19 protein-coding genes and 2 other annotated features are annotated in these 19,098 nt (G+C 37.7%); of the genes, 7 read left to right on the top strand and 12 right to left on the bottom strand.

The annotated features are described in order from the left end of the window. Window positions 1-19 precede the first annotated feature (19 nt). From polX to zapA, 3 genes are read right to left on the bottom strand one after another with little or no spacing between them, the layout of a single operon-like run. Window positions 20-1,738, bottom strand: coding sequence for a DNA polymerase/3'-5' exonuclease PolX (gene polX, locus B5P42_RS09950; RefSeq protein ID WP_113734133.1), 1,719 nt, complete (start codon window positions 1,736-1,738; stop codon window positions 20-22). 55 nt (window positions 1,739-1,793) lie between these two features. Next, window positions 1,794-2,333: a CvpA family protein gene (locus tag B5P42_RS09945; RefSeq protein WP_002129333.1), complete on the bottom strand. Its 540-nt coding sequence runs from the start codon at window positions 2,331-2,333 to the stop codon at window positions 1,794-1,796. Between the two features lies 1 nt (window position 2,334). Continuing rightward, window positions 2,335-2,604 carry a cell division protein ZapA gene (gene zapA, locus B5P42_RS09940; protein WP_002112165.1) on the bottom strand — a complete coding sequence of 90 codons (270 nt, stop codon included), beginning with the start codon at window positions 2,602-2,604 and terminating at the stop codon, window positions 2,335-2,337. A gap of 124 nt (window positions 2,605-2,728) precedes the next feature. On the opposite strand from zapA, the gene rnhC reads away from it, so the two are divergent. Continuing rightward, on the top strand, window positions 2,729-3,667 hold the full coding sequence (rnhC, locus tag B5P42_RS09935) for a ribonuclease HIII (protein ID WP_044442280.1): 939 nt from the start codon (window positions 2,729-2,731) through the stop codon (window positions 3,665-3,667). Window positions 3,668-3,883: 216 nt separating this feature from the next. On the opposite strand, the gene B5P42_RS09930 is transcribed toward rnhC, so the two are convergent. The 6 genes from B5P42_RS09930 to B5P42_RS09905 form a co-directional block, all read right to left on the bottom strand. Beyond that, entirely contained in the window at window positions 3,884-4,018 is a 135-nt protein-coding gene (locus B5P42_RS09930) for a YuzL family protein (RefSeq protein WP_002112167.1), read from the bottom strand. An 82-nt stretch (window positions 4,019-4,100) separates the two neighbouring features. After that, window positions 4,101-5,003: an SDR family oxidoreductase gene (locus B5P42_RS09925; protein WP_113734132.1), complete on the bottom strand. Its 903-nt coding sequence runs from the start codon at window positions 5,001-5,003 to the stop codon at window positions 4,101-4,103. Window positions 5,004-5,176: 173 nt separating this feature from the next. Beyond that, window positions 5,177-6,568: an asparagine--tRNA ligase gene (gene asnS / locus B5P42_RS09920; protein WP_002034242.1), complete on the bottom strand. Its 1,392-nt coding sequence runs from the start codon at window positions 6,566-6,568 to the stop codon at window positions 5,177-5,179. 52 nt (window positions 6,569-6,620) lie between these two features. Continuing rightward, window positions 6,621-6,872 (bottom strand) — a binding site (T-box leader). Between the two features lie 235 nt (window positions 6,873-7,107). Then, window positions 7,108-9,528 carry a phenylalanine--tRNA ligase subunit beta gene (pheT, locus tag B5P42_RS09915; RefSeq protein ID WP_113734131.1) on the bottom strand — a complete coding sequence of 807 codons (2,421 nt, stop codon included), beginning with the start codon at window positions 9,526-9,528 and terminating at the stop codon, window positions 7,108-7,110. Between the two features lie 18 nt (window positions 9,529-9,546). Continuing rightward, window positions 9,547-10,581, bottom strand: coding sequence for a phenylalanine--tRNA ligase subunit alpha (pheS, locus tag B5P42_RS09910; protein ID WP_002015457.1), 1,035 nt, complete (start codon window positions 10,579-10,581; stop codon window positions 9,547-9,549). 43 nt (window positions 10,582-10,624) lie between these two features. Next, window positions 10,625-10,853: a binding site (T-box leader), on the bottom strand. 92 nt (window positions 10,854-10,945) lie between these two features. Continuing rightward, window positions 10,946-11,743: a TrmH family RNA methyltransferase gene (locus B5P42_RS09905; RefSeq protein ID WP_002015458.1), complete on the bottom strand. Its 798-nt coding sequence runs from the start codon at window positions 11,741-11,743 to the stop codon at window positions 10,946-10,948. Window positions 11,744-11,825: 82 nt separating this feature from the next. Between B5P42_RS09905 and sspI the strand changes: the two genes are divergently transcribed. The 5 genes from sspI (at window position 11,826) to B5P42_RS09880 (ending at window position 14,521) form a co-directional block, all read left to right on the top strand. Further along, window positions 11,826-12,035 carry a small acid-soluble spore protein SspI gene (sspI, locus tag B5P42_RS09900; protein WP_088034070.1) on the top strand — a complete coding sequence of 70 codons (210 nt, stop codon included), beginning with the start codon at window positions 11,826-11,828 and terminating at the stop codon, window positions 12,033-12,035. Between the two features lie 179 nt (window positions 12,036-12,214). Beyond that, window positions 12,215-12,772, top strand: a complete 558-nt coding sequence (locus B5P42_RS09895; protein WP_113734130.1) for an HD domain-containing protein — start codon at window positions 12,215-12,217, stop codon at window positions 12,770-12,772. 140 nt (window positions 12,773-12,912) lie between these two features. Further along, window positions 12,913-13,626 carry a CPBP family intramembrane glutamic endopeptidase gene (locus tag B5P42_RS09890; protein WP_113734129.1) on the top strand — a complete coding sequence of 238 codons (714 nt, stop codon included), beginning with the start codon at window positions 12,913-12,915 and terminating at the stop codon, window positions 13,624-13,626. Between the two features lie 142 nt (window positions 13,627-13,768). After that, complete coding sequence (locus tag B5P42_RS09885) at window positions 13,769-14,140, top strand: hypothetical protein (protein ID WP_002165001.1); 372 nt, start codon at window positions 13,769-13,771, stop codon at window positions 14,138-14,140. Between the two features lie 45 nt (window positions 14,141-14,185). Then, a complete protein-coding gene (locus tag B5P42_RS09880) occupies window positions 14,186-14,521 on the top strand; it encodes an ammonia permease (protein WP_113734128.1) in 336 nt (111 codons plus the stop codon). 20 nt (window positions 14,522-14,541) lie between these two features. Here B5P42_RS09880 and B5P42_RS09875 read toward each other — a convergent pair whose 3' ends face one another. Together B5P42_RS09875 and B5P42_RS09870 are read right to left on the bottom strand one after the other, a co-directional pair. Continuing rightward, the gene (locus B5P42_RS09875; RefSeq protein ID WP_113734127.1) at window positions 14,542-16,335 is read right to left on the bottom strand and encodes a DHA2 family efflux MFS transporter permease subunit; all 1,794 of its coding nucleotides are present in this window, start codon (window positions 16,333-16,335) and stop codon (window positions 14,542-14,544) included. A gap of 12 nt (window positions 16,336-16,347) precedes the next feature. Beyond that, window positions 16,348-17,001, bottom strand: coding sequence for an HlyD family secretion protein (locus B5P42_RS09870; protein WP_060751310.1), 654 nt, complete (start codon window positions 16,999-17,001; stop codon window positions 16,348-16,350). 296 nt (window positions 17,002-17,297) lie between these two features. Here B5P42_RS09870 and B5P42_RS09865 point away from each other — a divergent pair, with 296 nt between their 5' ends. After that, entirely contained in the window at window positions 17,298-17,915 is a 618-nt protein-coding gene (locus B5P42_RS09865; protein WP_002015467.1) for a TetR/AcrR family transcriptional regulator, read from the top strand. Window positions 17,916-17,956: 41 nt separating this feature from the next. On the opposite strand, the gene B5P42_RS09860 is transcribed toward B5P42_RS09865, so the two are convergent. Continuing rightward, window positions 17,957-19,042: a M42 family metallopeptidase gene (locus B5P42_RS09860; protein ID WP_002088917.1), complete on the bottom strand. Its 1,086-nt coding sequence runs from the start codon at window positions 19,040-19,042 to the stop codon at window positions 17,957-17,959. Between the last annotated feature and the right edge of the window lie 56 nt (window positions 19,043-19,098).

Here is a 19,098-nt window from a genome sequence, read left to right as displayed (position 1 = left end):
GTTGCAGGTCCCCCCTGTATTACTTATTACGTTTAATATAGTCTAATAAACGTTCAATATTCCATGTGTTAATCACGTTATCTTTTTGAATCCAACCTTTACGAGCTGCTGCTACACCTGTTTCCATATCTTCTAACATTTCAAGTGTATGGGCATCCGTATTAATCGCTACTTTTACACCAGCATCTTGTGCTTGTTTTAATAATTTCGCGCTTAAATCTAGACGGTTTGGATTTGCATTTAATTCTAAAACTGTATTTGTTTCTTTTGCGAGCTGGATTAATAAATCTGTATCTACATCGTAACCCTCACGGCGCCCAAGAAGACGTCCTGTCGGATGGGCAATCATTGTGACATGCTTATTCTCAAGTGCAGTGCGAAGACGCTTCATAATCGTTTCACGGTCTTGTGAGAAGCTAGAATGAATGGCTCCAATGACATAATCTAGTTCTGCTAATACTTCATCGTCAAAATCAAGTGTCGCATCTGGTAAAATGTCCATTTCAATCCCGCGCAAAATTGTAATGTCTGGATAATTTTCATTCATACGTTCAATTTCTTTCGCTTGTTCACGAAGACGCTCTTTCGTTAAACCGTTTGCTACTTTCAAGTATTGCGAGTGATCAGTAATTGCCATAAATTTATATCCACGAGCGCGGCACGCTTGTACCATTTCTTCAATTGAAAAAGCACCGTCACTCCACGTTGTATGCATATGTAAATCACCCTGTATATCAGAGAACTGAATTAAGTTCGGATACTCTTTAATTAATTCAATTTCTTTTCCATCTTCACGCACTTCTGGTGGGATGAATGGAAGGCCAAAGTGGGCGAAGAATGCTTCTTCTGTTTCGAATGTTTTCACTTCACCTGTCTCTAAGATTTCCACACCGTATTCACTAATTTTCTCGCCTCTATCTTTCGCAATTTGGCGCATTTTTACGTTATGGTCTTTTGATCCGGTGAAATGGTGAAGAGTTGTAATAAATTCTTCTGGTTTTACTAAGCGGAAGTCAATTGAAATATCATATTCATATTGAAGACGAACAGATACTTTCGTATCTCCACTTGCAATCACTTCAATCATATTATCAAATTGTAGTAAATGTTCACGCACTACTGCTGGCTCTGTCGTTGCAATGATGAAATCTAAGTCCTTCACTGTCTCCCGAACACGGCGTAAACTACCAGCGCGTGAGAAACGAATTATTTCAGCAACATTCGACAATTTCTCCTCTATTTCCCCGGCAATAGGCAATACCATCGCAATTGGTAAACGCTCTGGACGAGAGCCTACTTGATCAATTGCTTCTAATATTTTCTCTTCTGTTTTCTTACCGAATCCAGCTAAAGCTTGTACTTTATTTTCTTCACAAACAGCTTTTAACGTTTCCATATCAACAACACCAAGTTCTTTGTATAACTTGGCCACCTTCTTACCACCAAGGCCTGGTAGTTTTAATAGGGGTAATAAACTGCTTGGTACTTCTTTTTCAAGTTCTTGTAGTACTTCAGATGTTCCCGATTCTATATATTCTTGAATAACTGCTGCCGTTCCTTTTCCGATACCTGGAATCTTTGTGAAATCTTCAATTTCAGAAAGACTACGGTCATCACTTTCTAGTGCTGCCGCCGCTTTACGGAATGCAGATATTTTAAATGGATTCGCGCCCTTTAGTTCCATAAATAGGCCGATTGTCTCTAGTAATTTGATAACTTGTTTTTTATTCACTTTCATCATTGCCCCGCCTTTCTTTCATAGAAAAAAACTTCTCTTTCCGAAAAAAGAGAAGTTACACTCTGCTACCTGTCTGCCATAGTTCCTTCACCTTTTCAGAAAGAATCGGTGTATCGTCTACAATTATTTTGCTAATTGATGATTTTTGTAATGGTGTTTGTATTTGTTCAATTGGAAGAATTGTTCCAACAATAATTAAGACAAACAGAATGATATACACTTCTAAAAAGCCAAGAAGTGCCCCAGCAACCGCATTGACTTGCTTTAAAACTGGGATTTCTGCAAACATATTCAGTAAATTACCAAGTAGTGAAAGTGCGATTTTTGTAATAATAAATAATACAATAAACGCAATTGCTTGATAGAAGACACCCTCAATATTATTCGCATCTATCCATTCTGGAACAGACACATTCTTATCAAATGGATACGGAATAATTTTTGCAAGTGCTGGCGCTAAATCTTTACAGTACCAGTATGCAACGAGGTATGCGATAATAAAGCTTGTTAACTTTACAAGTTGCAAAATAAATCCTCTGCGTAAACCGAGGAAAAATCCCATAACAAGCAATAAAATGATAATAATATCAATCATGTTATTCAATTCCTTTTTGTGTCATACTTTCTTTCAATTTCTCATGTTCTTCTTTTAATTTTATGTAATCGTGTATGACGTTTACCGCCGTCAATACCGCTAGTCTACTCGTATCAAGCGAAGGATTCTTGGCATTGAGTTCGCGCATTTTATCATCCACAATCGCTGCTACCATGCGGATATGACTTGTACTTTCATCGCCAACAACTGAATATTGTTGACCATATATTTCTACATTAATTCGACTTTTATTTCCCTTTTGTTGTGACAACTCACCGGCCTCCAATCACGTACAGAATCCTAAAGTTTATCATACCATGAACCATCATAATATGGAAACAGAAAGAACAATCCGATATGATAAAAATAACAATATTAAAAAAGGAGCGACCATTTTGTCAAATTCTATCGTAATACAGACAAGTTCTAGTGCAATTGAAGACATGAAACAACAATACAAACAAGCGCTTAGCCCGAAAATTCCGCAAGGCGGTGTCTTCATGGCAAAGGTACCATCTTGCACGATTACAGCATATAAATCAGGCAAAGTAATGTTCCAAGGGGGCCGTGCCGAAGCAGAGGCTGCTCGTTGGCAAACTGTCTCTCAAACACCAAAATCCGCTGTAAAAAAATCGGCCAATTCGCATCAATATGCACCACCTTCTTCTATTGGTACAATGTCGATTTTAGGGTCCGATGAAGTAGGTACTGGAGATTTCTTTGGACCGATGACAGTTGTTGCTGTATATGTGGATGCGAAGCAAATTCCACTTTTAAAAGAACTCGGTGTAAAAGACTCCAAAAACTTAAATGATGCTCAAATTGCTGAGATTGCAAAACAACTCCTTCACGTTGTTCCTTACAGCTCCCTCGTTCTTCATAATGAAAAATATAACGAGCTATTTGATAAAGGAAACAACCAAGGTAAACTAAAAGCTTTACTGCATAACAAAGCCATCACAAACTTATTGGCAAAAATCGCGCCTACAAAACCAGAAGGCATCTTAATCGACCAATTTACACAGCCTGATACATACTATAAATATTTAGCGAAACAAAAACAGGTACAGCGTGAAAATGTTTACTTCGCTACAAAAGGTGAAAGTGTCCATTTAGCAGTAGCCGCCGCTTCCATTTTAGCTCGTTACTCATTCGTAAAACAATTTGACGAACTAAGCAAAAAAGCTGGTATGCAACTTCCGAAAGGTGCTGGTAAACAAGTTGATATTGCCGCTGCTAAATTAATTCAAAAAGTCGGTAAAGAAAGACTACCTGAGTTTGTGAAAGTGCATTTTGCTAATACAGAGAAGGCGTTTCGCTTATTGAAAAAATAACTACTTTTTAGTATCGACAGGATATGGATGAACTAAACAAGGCGAAAAGAATTGAATTCTTTTCGCCTTTTATGAATGAAAAATGGATAAATAGAATCTCACACGTTCCTATTTTTGTCGCACTTCTTCGTTATATCGATATATATTTAAATTTAGGACGATATCTATTCACTATTCACCTAAAAAAAGAGAGTCTCCATGACTCCCTTTTTATGTTTAACTTCGTTTCTGCTTCTTATTTGATGAAGGTACTTTATAAGAACCCGTTTCATGCGTAGTCGTTCCTTGTCCTTCCACTTCCGGAGAACCTAAGCTTGATCTAGAATGGTCTGTTTTCACTTTCTTACTCATTACAATCACCCCCAAGATTACTTTTCACTTAAGAGTAAAAAACTATTCAGCATAACCATCTGAACATATACTGGCTACTCTTTTATCCTCCTGTCTGTTTTTCACTAATGTCCCATAGACGTTTTGCGGCATCCTTATCCAAGGCAGCTTCAGACATTTTCCCTATTTGCTTATCGGCATAGTAATAACCACTATGATCAGTAAATTCAGTTGATTCTGCTAGCCATATTAGAGTTTCAGCACCTTCCTCGGGTGTACGAGAGAAAGGTTTCATTGCTGCCATAGTTAAGCGAGCAACCAGACCATTGTCCTGGTTAAAATTCGTATCCACTAGCCCTGGATCAAAGCTATAGGCACTAACACTCGTTCCCTCCAACCGCTGTGCCAATTCAGAGGTGAATAAAATGTTAGCCAGTTTTGTTTGCGCATAACGCATTGTGGGACCGCCCATGAACTTCTTAACACCGCGATAAAGTTGTTCTGCATCTAGATCACCGAAGTCAATTCCCTTTTTAGCCATTTTGTGACCGTGAGATGCAGTGGTAATGACACGAGCAGGAGCACTTTCTTTTAAACGCTCCAACAACAAATTAGTGAGTAAGAATGGACCTAAATGGTTTACCGCCCAGGTCATCTCCAAACCGTCCTTCGTAAGCTGCCTTGTTTGAAATAAAGCACCAGCATTATTCACTAATATATCTATTCTCGGACACCTTTCTAAAATATCAGTAGCTACCCGGCGTATAGATTGTTGGGAAGCCATATCAGCTAAAAATATATCTACCACTGCATTCCCATTCGTTACATTTTTAATTTGAGTCATAACATCATTCGCTTTTGCTTCGTTACGTGCAATGATTCCTAGTTTGGCACCGCGTTCTGCAAATACCTTAGCTGCCGCTAATCCAATACCACTTGTTGCACCAGTGATCACTATATACTTGTCACGCAATGTCCACTTTGTATGACTTGGAATTTCTCCCATTGTACAAAAACCCCTTCCCTATAAATGTCGCATTCGTTTTACTTATATATGAAGTGGGAAGGGAACTATGAACAACATCTTTTCCAATCGTGAAATACTTTATAAAATTCGGCTTGTAGTTACACCCTTTCCAATAAAAAAAGCGAGAGGAAATCCTCTCGCTTTTTTATATCTTAAAACTCTGAAGAACCTGGAGTTCTTGGGAATGGAATTACGTCACGGATGTTAGCCATGCCAGTGATGTACATTAGGAAGCGTTCGAAACCTAGACCGAATCCAGCGTGTTTTGTACCGCCGTATTTTCTAAGTTCTAAGTACCACCAGTAGTCCTCTTCGTTCATACCTAATTCTTTAATTCTGTCTACTAAAACGTCCATTCTTTCTTCACGTTGGCTTCCGCCGATTAATTCGCCGATGCCAGGAACTAGAAGGTCAGTAGCAGCTACTGTTTTACCATCTTCGTTCATACGCATGTAGAATGCTTTAATGTCTTTCGGATAGTCAGTTACGAATACAGGGCGTTTGAAGATTTCTTCTGATAAGTATCTTTCGTGCTCTGTTTGTAAGTCAATACCCCATTCTACTGGGTATTTAAATTCAGCACCTGATTCTTGAAGTACTTTAATTGCTTCTGTATAAGTGATGCGACCGAAGTCAGAGTTGATTACGTTGTTCATGCGCTCTAGAACTGTTTTATCAACGAAGCTGTTGAAGAAGTCCATTTCTTCTGGTGCATGCTCTAGTACGTATTTCATTGCATACTTCAGCATATCTTCTGTAAGATCCATTACATCGCCTAACTCAGCGAATGCAATCTCAGGCTCAACCATCCAGAACTCAGCTGCGTGGCGAGTTGTGTTTGAGTTTTCTGCACGGAATGTAGGACCGAATGTGTACACATCACGGAATGCTAACGCATAAGCTTCAGCATTAAGCTGTCCACTTACTGTTAAGTTTGTTTCTTTACCGAAGAAGTCTTTTGATTCGTCAACTTGTCCGTCTTCACCTTTAGGTACGTTGTTTAAATCTTGCGTTGTTACGCGGAACATTTCGCCTGCACCTTCTGTATCACTACCAGTGATGATTGGTGTGTGAACATGTACGAATCCACGCTCTTGGAAGAACTGGTGAATCGCAAATGCTGCGATAGAACGCACACGGAACGTTGCAGAGAATGCATTTGTTCTTGGACGTAAGTGAGCGATTGTACGTAAATATTCAAACGTATGACGCTTCTTTTGAAGTGGGTAATCAGAATCTGATAAGCCCTCGATATCAATTTTTTCTGCTTTAATTTCAAATGGTTGCTTCGCTCCAGGCGTTGCAATTACTTTACCTTCTACTTTAACTGAAGAGCTTAGTGGAAGCTTTGCAATTTCTTTGAAGTTCTCTAATTCTGTATCGAAAACGATTTGAACACCTTTGAAGAAGCTACCGTCGTTTAATTCGATGAAACCAAATGCTTTTGAATCACGTAAGTTACGAATCCAACCTGATACTTGTACTGTTTGATCTGCGTATTTATCTGTATCTCTATACAGACTTTTTACTAATGTGTTTTCCATAGTAAAATTCTCCTTTACTCATATATTTAAATACAAAAAAACCTTTCATCCATAAAGGGACGAAAGGTTAAACTTCGCGGTACCACCCAATTTGTCATAAAGACCAACTTTAACTCGTATGTAATACATACTTCCCGGTTTGTAACAGGCCGGATTCCCGTCTAAGTCTACTCTTGAATACAAGTTTCAATTTCGGTTAGCAACTCCAAGGTGTTCTTCACATATACCGCCTCATCAGGCTCTCACCGTCCCTGACTCGCTTTGGATTATAGTATATACTACTTTTCCTTATCATCGTCTTTCGTTTTGTTAAACTAAAATTAATGTACTACATTCGAGAGAAAGATGCAAGATGCCAGAAAATATATCAGCGATTTTCGCAATATATCGACCGTAACTCCAAATATATCAGCGATTTTTATAATATATCGATCATAACTCCAAATATATCGGCGATTTTTATAATATATCGACTTACCGACATTTTCCGACAATCGTGCCATAAAAAAAATTGCCGGACTTAATCCGGCAATTTTTTATTACTTACGTAACTCCGCACCAAATTTCTCTTCTACCGCTGTTAATACACGGTTATGCGCTTCTGTTACTTCTTCGTCTGTTAATGTACGTTCTGCATCGAAGTAGTTCATAGAGAATGCAAGTGATTTCTTGCCTTCTTCCATTTTTTCACCTTCGTATAAGTCGAATAGTGCTACGTCTTTCAGAAGTTCTCCGCCAGCTTCAGCAATGACTTGCTTCATTTCACCAGCTTTTGTTTCTGTTGTTACTACAACAGCCATATCACGTGTCATAGATGGGAAACGTGGAATTGCTGAGTAGTAAGTTCCCTCAGCGTCTGCACCGAATACTTTTGCAAGAGATAATTCGAATACGAATGTATTTTTCACATCTAATTGTTTTTCTGTTTCCGGGTGCAATTGACCGATGAATCCGATTGCTTCACCATCTAATACGATGTCAGCTGTACGGCCTGGGTGCATACCTTCACGTTTTGCTGGTGCATAAGTGATTTGATTTGCCACGCCAAGTACGTCGAATAATCCTTCTAATACACCTTTAACAACGAAGAAGTCTACAACTTTCTTCTCACCTTGCCATGCATGGTGAAGAGCAAGACCTGTCATAACACCTGCAAGATGTTGTTCTTCTTTCGGAAGTTCTCCTGCTTCTGTTGGTAAGAAGATAGAACCTACTTCATATAATGCAACGCTGTCGTTTTTACGTGCAACATTGTATGAAACTGCTTCTAACAATTGTGGCACTAAGCTTAAACGAAGTTGGCTACGCTCTTCGCTCATTGGAAGCGCAAGATTTACAGGAGCTTTTTCGTTCGGCTCAACCATATATTGTTTCGCTTTGTCAGCGCTTGTTAATGAATATGTGATTGCTTCATATAAACCAGCACCTTCTAGGAAGCGGCGTACTTTACGACGTTTCGTTTGTGCTGATGTTAATTTACCACGTGTCATTGTTCCAGATGGTAATGTAACTGGAATGTGATCATAACCATACAGACGACCTACTTCTTCTACTAAGTCTTCTGAAATTGTAATGTCAGGACGACGTGCTGGTACATTTACATGGAATGTTCCTTCTACTTCTGTGAATGGGAATTTTAAGTTTGTGAACATTGTACCCATTTCACTCGCAGAAATATCTGTACCTAATACACGGTTTACTTTTTCAGCTGTAACAGATACTGTACGTTCTTGTACTTGTAAGTTATCAGCTTCTACTACACCTTCAAGCGCTTCCCCACCAGCGTATTTTGCCATTAAAGCAGCTGCATGTTGAATTGCTTCAAATGTACGTGTTGGGTCGATTCCTTTTTCAAAACGTGCACTTGATTCGCTACGAAGACCTAAGTCTTTTGATGTACGACGCACTGTTTGACCTGCAAAGTATGCAGACTCAATTAGAACGTTTACTGTCTCGTTATCAACTTCAGAATCCGCTCCGCCCATTACACCAGCAACAGCTAACGCCTTTTCACCGTTTGTAATAACAAGGTGGTGGCTTTGTAACGTACGTTCTTGAGCATCTAATGTTTGAATCTTTTCGCCTTCTTTTGCAAGACGAACAACGATTTCTTTTGAACCTAATTTATCGTAATCGAATGCATGTAACGGTTGACCGTATTCCATTAAAATGTAGTTTGTAATATCAACTACATTACTAATTGGACGAATGCCAGCTGCCATAAGACGAGTTTGCATCCACATTGGTGATGGACCAATCTTTACGTTCTTCACCATTTTTGCAATATATAATGGGTTTTCTTCTTTCGCTTCTACACTTACAGAAATGTAATCAGAAGTTTTTTCTGCTGTTTCTTGTAAGTCGATAGCTGGAAGTTTTACTTCACGGCCGTAAATAGCAGCTACTTCATATGCAACACCTAACATGTTTAAGCAATCTGCACGGTTTGGTGTTAAACCAAGCTCAAGTACTTCATCATGTAAATTTAAAATTTCAAGTGCATCTGCACCAACTTCAGCATCACTTGGGAAGATGAAGATACCGTCTGCATATTCTTTCGCAACGAATTTCCCATCAATACCAAGCTCTTGAAGAGCACAAACCATACCGTGAGAAGCTTCCCCGCGTAGTTTTGCTTTTTTAATTTTGAAGTTACCAGGAAGTACAGCGCCAACTTTTGCAACTGGTACTTTTAAACCTTTTGCAATGTTAGCAGCTCCACAAATAATTTGAACCGGTTCTTCTTCACCGATATCGATTAAGCATTTGCTTAATTTATCAGCTTCTGGGTGTTTTTCACATTCTAATACGTGACCAACTACAACACCTTTTACACCTTTATTTAATACTTCAACACCTTCTACTTCAATACCACTTTTCGTGATTTTGTCTGCTAGTTCTTGTGCTGTTACATCTTTAATATCTACATACTCTTGTAACCAACGATATGATACGAACATATTTATCCTCTCCTTCCCTTACGCTCGTTTGAACTGCTGTAAGAAACGTACATCATTTGTATAGAAATGACGAATGTCATCTACGCCGTATTTCAACATTGCGATACGCTCTGCGCCCATACCGAATGCGAAACCTTGATATTCTTTTGAATCATAACCAGCCATTTCAAGTACGTTCGGGTGAACCATACCTGCTCCTAAAATTTCGATCCAGCCAGTCCCTTTACAAGTGCCACAACCTTTACCGTGACACATCATACAAGAAATATCCATCTCTACAGACGGCTCTGTGAATGGGAAGAAACTTGGACGAAGACGGATTTCACGATCTTCACCGAACATCTTTTTCACGAATACTTGCAGTGTACCTTTTAAGTCACTCATGCGAATATTTTTATCAATTACAAGACCTTCAATTTGCATGAATTGGTGTGAATGCGTTGCATCATCGTCATCGCGGCGATACACTTTACCAGGACAAATAATTTTAATCGGTCCTTTTTCTTTATTCTTTTCCATCGTACGTGCTTGCACAGAAGATGTATGTGTACGTAGTAACGTTTCTTCTGTAATGTAGAATGTATCTTGCATATCACGTGCTGGGTGATCTTTCGGTAAGTTTAATGCTTCGAAGTTGTAGTAGTCTTTTTCTACTTCTGTTCCTTCAGCTACTTCATAACCCATACCGATGAATACATCTTCAATTTGTTCAACAACTGCTGTTAACGGATGGTGACAACCTGTTTCAACAGGACGACCTGGCAGTGTAACATCAATTGTTTCAGTAGCTAATTTCGCCTCAATTACTGCTTTTTCTAAGTTACCAATTTTGTCTTCTAGACGCGTTTGAATCGCTTCACGTACTTCATTTACTAATGCTCCCATACGTGGACGCTCTTCTGCTGATAATTTTCCCATGCCGCGTAATACTTCTGTAATTGGACCTTTTTTCCCTAAATACGCTACGCGTACGTCGTTTAAGCCCTTTAGCTCTTTCGCTTCTTCAATAAGCTCTAACGCTTTTTGCTTTAGCTCTTTTAAACGTGCTTCCATTTGGAACCCTCCTAATTTTAAAAATAAAAAAACCCCGCTCCCAAAAAGGGACGAGGTAAATTCGCGGTACCACCCTAAATTGACAGAACAAGTCTGCCCACTCATTAGTTATAACGATCAATTCTGACCGGAACGCCTTTACATATAAATGGTCCTGGCGCCAACTCCAGAGGTGAATTCACTTCCATCTACCATAAGAATGCTTTCAGTCTACGGCACTCTCTCCCTATATGGCGATTTTGTAAGCTACTCTTCTCTATCAACGTTTTTCATTAATATACTTTTATTATATGTTCAAAAAAGTTCGATACTCATTTCACCACTTTTTTATGAACATGCACTTCAACTTATTATAAGAAGTTTTTTATCGATTCGCAACTGGGCTTTGTAAATAATACGTTAAAATCCCTGCTGCAACCGCAACATTTAATGATTCTGCCCCGCCGTAAATCGGAATATACAAGTTTTGATCACTTTTCGCAAGAATTTCTTGGCGTACGCCGCTTCCTTCATTCCCTACAATTAATGCAAAACTTCCAGCCGGGGTTACTTCACCAAATGGAACTCCATTTTCAAGAGCTGTTCCATATACAGGGACGTTATTTTCTTTTAACTTGTCTACCCATTCTTCTAAGTTCCCTTTCACAACCGGTAAGTGGAAAATAGAACCTTGTGTAGATCGTAGTACTTTACTATTATAAACATCAACGCACCCTTCTCCAAGCACAACGGCATGAATACCCGCTGCATCCGCTGTACGAATAATCGTTCCCAAATTACCTGGGTCTTGAAGGCCGTCTAATAAAAGAAATTTCCCATCAGTAAGAGCTACTTCTTTCTCATGTTTCTCACAAACAGCAAATACACCTTGCGTTGTTTCTGTTTCGCGAAGTACTTTTACAATTGCTTCAGGCACAATATACATTTCAACATCATTAACTGTCCAATCTTTCGGAAGATCTGTCTGATCTGAAACGATAAGTTCTGTTACAACTCCTGCCTTTAACGCTTCCTCTACTAAATGAAATCCTTCTACAAAAAATAAAGCTTTGTTATCGCGCTCTTTTTTCGTCTGCAGCTTTTTCCACTGCTTCACACGCGGGTTTTGTACTGAATCAATGTTTTTCATAATATGTATTTCCCTCTCTTCTTGTCTTATCATTATAGCCTATTTTTCATACATATTTACATAAAAAAGAACAAAAACTAACGTCAGTTTCAATTCTGAAGAAGAGGTGAAGATAATGAATTTTAATTTACGCGGCGCGGTATTAGCGAATGTATCTGGAAATTCACAAGATCAATTACAAGAAACGATTGTCGATGCAATTCAAAGCGGTGAAGAAAAAATGCTTCCAGGTCTTGGCGTTTTATTCGAAGTCATTTGGAAAAATGCTGATGAAAATGAAAAGCACGAAATGTTAGGAACACTGGAGCAAGGATTAAAAAAATAAGCAATAAAAGGTCACCTTAGAAAAAAAACTAAGGTGACCTTTTATTGCTATAAAATTTTTCTTCTCCTAAACATTTCTACTTTACTAACGCTACCCCGATGGAGTACAATATTCAAAATACATTTAAACCGATCGATTTTTCTTCATGTACATCATTAGATAAAAGGAGTGAATGTTTTATGCAACGTATTACGCTTGAACAAGTTTTTAAACATCACATTACACAAAAATATGTAAACCGTTCTGGAATGGTCCACGCGATTGCTGTCGCTTACCATGCGTTTCACTTAGCCAAAAAGCATCACGCCTCAGTCGATGCTGCGACAAAGGCTGGCTTCCTTCATGATATCGGACATCATACGTGGTACACAGGCGGCGAATGGGACTATGACTTGTATAAAAAGAATGATATACATGCGATTAAAGGGGCAGAAAGATCTCATAAATTGCTTATTAGATTAGGAGAACATCCTAAACTAGCAAAAGAAATTTCTGTTGCAATTCTTCTGCACACTGATTCTTTCCTACTAGAACAAACACTTGAAAGAACACCTCTACAAAATGTTATTAAGTGGGCGGATGAATCCGATGAAGAACCAGGTGGCGCACACCATTATAGAACGATTTCTTATGAAAAAGCATTGAAAGCAATTCAGCAATTAGACCGATTGGTAGAGCGTGAATTACAAATAGAGCAAAAGAAATTGAATGACAAGGCAGAACATAGTTATCAATGAGAAAGAGGCATCACTATAGGGTGATACCTCTTTTATTATTTTCACGAAAAATACACCTTTATATGTAATATTTAAATATTACACCCGAAAACAAAATGCTTTATAATTAAATATACAAATATAAAGAGGTGATTTTACAAATGCAACCCGTTACACAACTTTCTAATGAGCAGAAATACTCTATGTCATGGGGACAATTTATTAGCTCCGTTTTATTCGCTTTTTTCGGAACCGGACTTATTACTGTGTTCCTCGCAATGCCCTTAACAATTTATACAGCCGGTCTTACAGATAAAAAACAAATTGCCCTGTATGAATCTATTGCAAATACTGCAAGTATCGTATTACAACTAGCCGTGTTGTTATTCTTCATTTTTAAATTCGAACCCGCAAAAAAATTACTACTAAAATCTTTTAACTTTAAAGTACTTAAAGAATGGCGTACATACGTATACTTACTTCTTTTCTTCGCTATAAACATTATACTCAATTACATCTTGTTAAATTATGTGTTCCAAGACGCAACGAAGCAGCAATCTTCCGCACTAAACTTAGACGTTTTTAAGCAGTATCAAATATTATTACTTCTCGGCTTCGCTATACTCACACCAATTTTTGAAGAACTTATTTTCCGTGGCTTTATACTTCGCTTCTTCTCAGAGCGCTTTCCATTTTGGATTGCAGCCATTTTAACAAGCTTCTTCTTCGGTATCGCTCATACATACTCACTTGGAGTAATGGTAATTACTTTCTTCATGGGATTATTAATGGCTATTTTATGTAAAAAAACAAAATCCATTATTCCAGCTATGTTATTTCATATTATGAATAATATGTTGGCATTCTTGAGTTAGAAAGAGGTGTCATCGCGATACCTCTTTTATTAATTCGTATCATCACTTCTCATTTCTATCAATTTATACATATTTATTAATAATATCCAAAATAAACCTCATGTAGTAAAATATAACTCATCACCATAGAAGGAGCTTATTTATGTCGAGCTTACTTTGGATTTTTTATATGCCACTTCTTGTTTTATGCGGATTTTTCGGCGGTATTTTTTTAATTATTACTAGCATTAAACATCTTAAATTATTTGTGGGTTTAATGGGGCTACTTAGCCTATCTTTTGTCACACTACCTTTTGTTTTTTGGGGCATGGGGGTGAATAGCGATACGATCCTCCCTATTTCAACTACTTTATATTGGATACTGTTTTCTTTAACTGGATTATTGGCAGGATTAAATGGATTACAGGCAAAGATTAAAAGTATACGTAATATGGGATTCATTATTTTTATCGCTGGCATATTAGGGGTTATTTTCTGGGTACTTATGTCTGTAGGGGATTCATTCTATATATAATATTTTATCGGAGGTAATACAGAAGTGTTTTGAATATTAACTTGGATGGTTTTGGCTCTTACTTTGATGTTATGCCAATTCATCGTTGGCATTTTTTTAATTATTGCTGGCATTAAATATCGTAAATCACTTACTATTATAGCTGGTTTGATTAGCATATCGCTTATCTTTGTTCCTATCATTTGTATAGGTTTTGGAATAGATTTAGAGGGGATGGTTCCAATTTCAGGAACTTTATATTGGTGTTTCTTCTCTTTAGCTGGACTATTAGCTATTATAAGTGGAAGACAAATATCCAGCATTCGTGCTATGGGAACAATTTTGTTTATAACAGGGCTGTGCTCCGTAGCTGGTTATCATTTTTTATATCTAACTCTTTAAAAGACAAAAAAGCAGGGAAATTAATTCCCTGCTTTTCTATTTGGTTTATTGCCTGATGGTAAGAAGAACGATAACACCCAAGCAATACCGGCTAATATAGTTGCAATTAAGAAGGCATCGTTAATACCGTTAATTGCAGATAGCTTTGAAATTTGTCCGAATAATAGTTGTGTACTCATCGCATCTCCTGCTTGAGCTGATCCGGCTAATGCCGCTAAGCTTTGGCCCATACCGTGTACTTTATCAACTAAAATCGGGTTTGACGTTGTTAACATATTGCCGTAATCCGCTACGTGAGCAGTAGTTTGTTGCGTCATAAGCGTGATTAATATCGCTGTTCCAATTGAACCAGCTACTTGTCTTGACGTATTTTGCGTTGCTGTACCGTGAGAAATTAATTTCATCGGCAGTGCATTCATACCAGCTGTCATAATTGGCATCATAATGAATGACATACCAATTGAGCGTATAATATAATCCGTCATAATAACGCTATACGGTGTATCCATCGATAACGTTGTAAATTTATATGTCGCATATGTTGTAATGGCTAATCCGACAATTGCTAACGGACGAATACCATACTTATCAAATAGTTTACCTGCAACTGGTCCCATGATCCCCATAATTAATGATCCTGGAAGTAATAATAAACCAGATTCCATCGGTGTAAAACCGCGAATGTTTTGCAAGTATACTGGAAGTAATAACATACCTCCGAATAAGGCCATCGTTACAATCGCATTAATTACTAATGTGAAAGTAAACGTCGGATATTTAAACACTTGTAAATCAAGCATTTTATTGTCTGTTGTTAACTCTCTCCAAATAAATACAGCTAAACCAATGACACCGATGATAAGTGTTATAACAACTTCTGCACTAGTCCAGCCATTATTTCCAGCTTCACTAAATCCGTACAGTAAGCTACCTAGTCCAATACTTGAACTAATAACACCGAATACATCTAACTTTGTTTTAGACACTGGCTGAGCTAGTGTAAAGAATTTAAAAGATAAGAACGTAATAATTAAACCGATAACAAACATCCCATAGAACATTAAGTTCCAGCTATAGTTTTCAATTACCCAACCTGTTACAGTTGGTCCGATAGCTGGTGCTAAAATCATCGCTACCCCAAGTAACCCCATAGCTGCTCCGCGTTTATTAGGCGGGAATAATGTCATGAAGATATTCATACCAACTGGCATTAAAATACCTGCACCAACCGCTTGAATAACACGGCCTGTCATCATCATTGTAAAGTTTCCTGATGTAGCACAAATGATAGATCCTACAGTGAAGAATAACATTGCTGCTATGAATAATTTACGATACGTAAATCGTGAAACTAAAAATGCACTGATTGGTACTAAAATTCCGTTTACAAGCATGAAGCCTGTAATTAACCATTGTGCTGTTGAAGTTGATACGTTAAATTCATTCATTAATGGAGGCAGTGCAACATTAATGATCGTTTGGTTTAAAATAGAAACGAACATACCGAGAATTAATACAGCTACAACTGCTTTTACATTCACATTCTCTACCGGCAATTGTCTCTTCAGCATTTCTTTTTCCTGTTTTACTTGCTCTTGCTTCCCTGTTTCTAATTCCACTACGTTAGAAGCTTCTGTTTCTTGTTTTTGTTCAAGTTCTTTCTCTACTGTTTCTGCTTGACTTACTTCTATCTTACCTACGGCTGGGACTTGTTCTTCTCCCACATTCGTTTTTTTCTTTCGTAAAAGACGATTTACAAGGAAGAAGACGATTATACAAAATAGTGCATATCCTACAATTGCAATTGAGGACATCTCATCTCCCCCTTACTTATGAATACGAACTGACACATTCATTCCAGGAACAATATTTACTGATTTACTATGATCTAAAGAAACTTTAACTGGTACAACTTGCTTTACTTTCGTATAGTTCGCTGTTGCGTTACTTGATGGTAACATCGAAAATGTATTCGCTGTTGTTAATCCAACTTGTTCTACTTTTCCCGTTAACGTTGTATCTGGGTATGCGTCTACATACACATCTACTGTTTGGCCTTTTTGAACATCATCAATATTTGTTTCTTCAATATTTGCTGTTACCCATAAATTGCTCATATCAAATGCATAAGCAATTGGGCTACCTGCCCCAACGAACGCATTAGTTGTTGCATTTGATTGTACAACTGTTGCATTTTGCGGAATTGTTACATCTACTGTTTGCTCACCATTTGCTCCTGCTACAGTAACCGCACCTAATTTATCGTTCTCATTGTAATTTTTTCCGACTTCAACTTTCCAGTCTGTTAATTTACCTGCTACTGGTGATGCAATTGGGATTACTTTCCCGTCAATCTTTGCATTTTCTGTTTTTAAATAGTTTTCCGCTTGATTGTAATAGTAATAACCGCCAATACCGCCGCCAACTAATACAATTAATGTGATAATGTTGATAATTACCATTCTTCGAAACTGATTCATTGCATTCCTCTCCTTATATCGCATATAATTTTTTTCTAAACTATTTATATCCTTAGTGTTTATATTGTTTAATTGTTAATTATATTAACCTTTAAACAAAAAAAGCACACCTTTTACGAAGCAAACTATGTTTTGTCTGCATCCTAGCGGTGCTGATTTCTAAAGGACTATCGTTTATAATTATAAATAATTATCCCGAATCTACAACCAACAATTTAAACCTATATGTTGTTTAAACAACATTACACTATACATGTGTTGTTTAAGGTTAAAAAATTAAACGAGGTGAAGTAAAAATGTCTATTAAAAATACAAATGATCCACGTGTAAAACGAACGAGACAACTCATACAGGATGCTTTTGTCGCTTTAGTAGGCGAAAAGGGCTTCGAAAATGTAACTGTGCAACATATCGCGGAACGTGCTCCTGTAAATCGTGCTACATTTTATAGCCATTACCATGATAAATATGATTTATTAGAAAAAAGCATAGAAGAAATGTTAGAAAAACTAGCTGCAGTAATTAAACCACAAAATCGAAATAAAGAAGATTTTCAGCTCACTTTTGATTCACCGCATCCAACTTTTTTAGCTTTGTTTGAGCATATCGCAGACAATACTAATTTCTATAACGTTATGCTCGGCGATAAGGCAGCTGGAAACTATTCTTATAAAATGATGAAAACAATTCAAACACATTTAACATTAAGCCTATCTATTTCCCAGCCAGATGATGAAGACCTTATGGTCCCTCGTGATATTCTTATTAGTTATGTTACAGGCGCTCATATCGGAATGATTATGTCATGGTTAAAAAGAGGCATGATTTATACCCCACATTTCATGGCAATGCAATTAACTCGCTTAATTATTTTAGGAGCTCATACTGCAGCAGGATTAGAAAGACCGTTTTAAAAATGGAAAAAGCGAAGGAGGTTATCCTTCGCTTTTTTCTATTAATTAAATGTAATGTTATGTACAGCCTCTTTATCAAGACGTTTAATAACTTCTACAATTAACTTCACTGCGTTTTCATAATCATCACGATGTAACATCGCTGCATGAGAATGAATGTAGCGTGTCGCAATCGTAATTGCCATAGATGGGATACCATTTACAGAAATGTGAATTGCTCCTGCGTCCGTTCCCCCGCCCGCTACAGAATCATACTGATATGGAATTTGTAATTCATCCGCAACATCAACAACGAAATCACGTAAACCTGTATGACCAATAACAGAAGCATCATATAGAATGATCTGCGGACCATCGCCCATTTTACTTTGTGCTTCTTTTGCCGTTACACCTGGTGTATCACCAGCAATACCTACATCTACTGCGAATGCGATATCTGGCTTAATATAGTTTGCAGATGTTTTCGCACCACGAAGACCAACTTCTTCTTGTACAGTCCCAACGCCGTATACAACGTTTGGATGCTTTTCATCTTTTAATTGTTTTAATACGTCAATTGCAATTGCACAACCAATTCGGTTATCCCATGCTTTTGCAAGTAACATCTTTTCATTCTTCATCACTTGGAATTCGAAGTACGGTACAACTTGATCTCCTGGTCGGATGCCCCACTCCATCGCTTCTTCTTGGCTAGAAGCACCAATATCGATGAACATGTCTTTAATTTCAACTGGCTTTTTACGAGCTTCTGGAGGTAAAATGTGCGGTGGTTTTGAACCAATTACACCTGTTACATCTCCTTTACGCGTTACAATCGTTACGCGCTGTGCAAGCATAACTTGCGACCACCAGCCACCCACCGTTTGGAAACGAAGGAAGCCTTTGTCATCAATTTGCGTAATCATAAAGCCGACTTCATCTAAATGACCTGCAACCATAATTTTCGGACCGTTTTCTTCCCCAACTTTTTTCGCAACTAAACTTCCTAAATTGTCAGTAGAAAGTTCATCTGCAAACGGCTCAATATATTTCTTCATTACTTCACGTGGTTCGCGCTCGTTACCCGCAATACCGCGTGCGTCTGTTAATTCTTTTAGCATTGTCAATGTCTCGTCTAATTTTATCATTGCCAACACCCTCCTTTTTCTTCAGTCACTTTATTATACAAAAGGAAATTGAAATA

The sequence above is a fragment of the Bacillus sp. SRB_331 genome (genome assembly GCF_003264175.1).
Classification (GTDB): Bacteria; Bacillota; Bacilli; order Bacillales; family Bacillaceae_G; genus Bacillus_A; species Bacillus_A mycoides.
Note: the sequence above shows the minus strand (reverse complement) of the source record. Positions and strands in the feature narration are given on the sequence as shown.